Annotated in this window: 4 protein-coding genes; all 4 read right to left on the reverse strand. The window is 34.7% G+C overall.

Annotation, left to right across the window (positions count from 1 at the left end):
* Positions 1-179: 179 nt before the first annotated feature.
* On the reverse strand, positions 180-710 hold the full coding sequence (locus tag ACROAE_RS20485; protein ID WP_432406144.1) for a hypothetical protein: 531 nt from the start codon (positions 708-710) through the stop codon (positions 180-182).
* A gap of 42 nt (positions 711-752) precedes the next feature.
* Complete coding sequence (locus tag ACROAE_RS20490) at positions 753-1,331, reverse strand: hypothetical protein (RefSeq protein ID WP_432406147.1); 579 nt, start codon at positions 1,329-1,331, stop codon at positions 753-755.
* A 13-nt stretch (positions 1,332-1,344) separates the two neighbouring features.
* The gene (locus ACROAE_RS20495) at positions 1,345-1,647 is read right to left on the reverse strand and encodes a hypothetical protein (protein ID WP_432406150.1); all 303 of its coding nucleotides are present in this window, start codon (positions 1,645-1,647) and stop codon (positions 1,345-1,347) included.
* On the reverse strand, positions 1,644-1,849 hold a 206-nt coding region (locus ACROAE_RS20500; protein WP_432406153.1), incomplete at its 5' end, for a hypothetical protein. The genes ACROAE_RS20495 and ACROAE_RS20500, both read right to left, overlap by 4 nt.

Genomic DNA, 1,849 nt, shown 5'->3' on the forward strand with positions numbered 1-1,849 from the left:
GAAATTCTCTTTGAAGTGGTCAATATGCATGGTGTGCTCCCGAAAAAAGGGAGTATAAGATCATAGCGAGATGTTAACGTCAAATAGTGCGTCAAATTGTTCAAAAAACATTCACGATCTCGCCCTGTACGGTTACCCTGGACAGCATAACTATTGAGGTGATTAGCAAGGATATTCTGTTAATGTTTTTTATGTATGCCAGTTAAATCAAAATCATAGTACGACAATTGATTTATCACCTTATCATTAACAAATTCGCTTTTGTTAACTTCAATGCTTCCATTTACGATATTGATTTCGCTTAAATTACTACTTAACGTCAAGTTTGGGATTTCAACTAGAGTAGAGTCAATATATTGGTATCCTTTCAATACTTGAAGCTTATTTCCAGTATGATATTTAATCAAAACATACTCTATTTCATCTTTTTTTATTAATGTGATGTCTGGTGTATGCCCCTTCAAACGAGCAGCAATATACGGAACACCCATATCATATGCTAAAACATAAGTATCAGGCGTCGGTAAACAAATACCCGATTTATCTTCATGTAAAAGCTTAACTTGATCAAATCTTTTTGACTTAACATCATCACTACTAAATTGAACTGTTATAGGCTTTATCACTTTTATTTGAATACAATCAGAAGCAACTGCAAAATGACTCACTGTCAGTAATAAGACTGTTAAAATAATTAATGTAAACTTCATATACACCTATCAATAAGTTTGTTTTTATTGATGCTTAGAATGTCATTCCTCGACTAATTTGTCTTGTGCGAACTTAATCAATTGAGCAGCATATTCTTTATTAAATTCAAACGTAGTATTATCAAAAACGTACTGGGCGTGATCACTAACCGCTAGCCAATTCTGTTGTATTATATACAGCTTTGCTAACTCTTCATGAGCAGCAGTAACTGACGATTTAGGTAGCTCAACATCCAATGCTAAAAACTCTTTATGGAGTGAAATAGCATGATTTATATCTTGCGCTATAAACATACCACTTTCATATAGCCAAGCCAGTGTAGAGTAAGCCATAGGGTCTTTTGCATTGACTCTTTTTGTTGCTTCCTTAACTAACCGAACACCATTACCTGTGTGCAAACTAAGTGGAACCAAACCTCTCCAATACCCCATACCAATGGCTTTTTCACACCAGAGTTCAAGCTTCTCGGGAGCATTAATTAAACTTTTTTGACACTGTTCAGCTGCAACACTAACCTTTAAGTGAGGATCATTTATATCAATTGAATCATCCCACCTTGGACCTGCTGCATTGGCGGAAATAGCCACACAGAATAAAGATAATGAAAATATTTTTATCATGTCAAAATACCTTCTAAAAATACTTTTTCTGAGGGAGATGTACAGTAAAAGAGGGCATTGGCGAAGGAATAAATGCGCCTTTTCGATAAAAATAAGTGTCTTGTAAAGATTTACTTTCATCTGATTGACCTTCACAAATACCATTATCAGAGCATATAGCACCACCAACATACTCTATAATACTCATACTATTAACATTCATACTTAGCATCAATGAATCAATACCAACATGTTTGTTTCCTGCATTAAACGCATGATATCTTTGCATAAAAGCGACTATACGAGCGTGTTTATACACTTGTAAATTCGTTTTCAATATACTTGCCCACATTTGATTTCGCTGTATGTGAGAATCTGAACAAGAACCTGTATTGGCATCCTCCCAGCTACACAGGGGCTGATCATACTCGATCGCTTTTCATACATCCTTTTTAAAAACAAAGAGATAAAAAATAGCTTGATTGATCTCGCCAGTGTGATCAAATAGCGCTCTTTTTCTTTGTCTTTATACTTAATAT

The organism is Shewanella sp. MF05960, from assembly GCF_050849305.1.
Classification (GTDB): domain Bacteria; phylum Pseudomonadota; class Gammaproteobacteria; order Enterobacterales; family Shewanellaceae; genus Shewanella.

Bases quoted from the DNA above. Each gene is read 5' to 3' on its own strand.
- ACROAE_RS20485 (WP_432406144.1), bottom strand. From the start codon at position 710: ATGAAGTTTACATTAATTATTTTAACAGTCTTATTACTGACAGTGAGT.
- ACROAE_RS20490 (WP_432406147.1), bottom strand. From the start codon at position 1,331: ATGATAAAAATATTTTCATTATCTTTATTCTGTGTGGCTATTTCCGCC.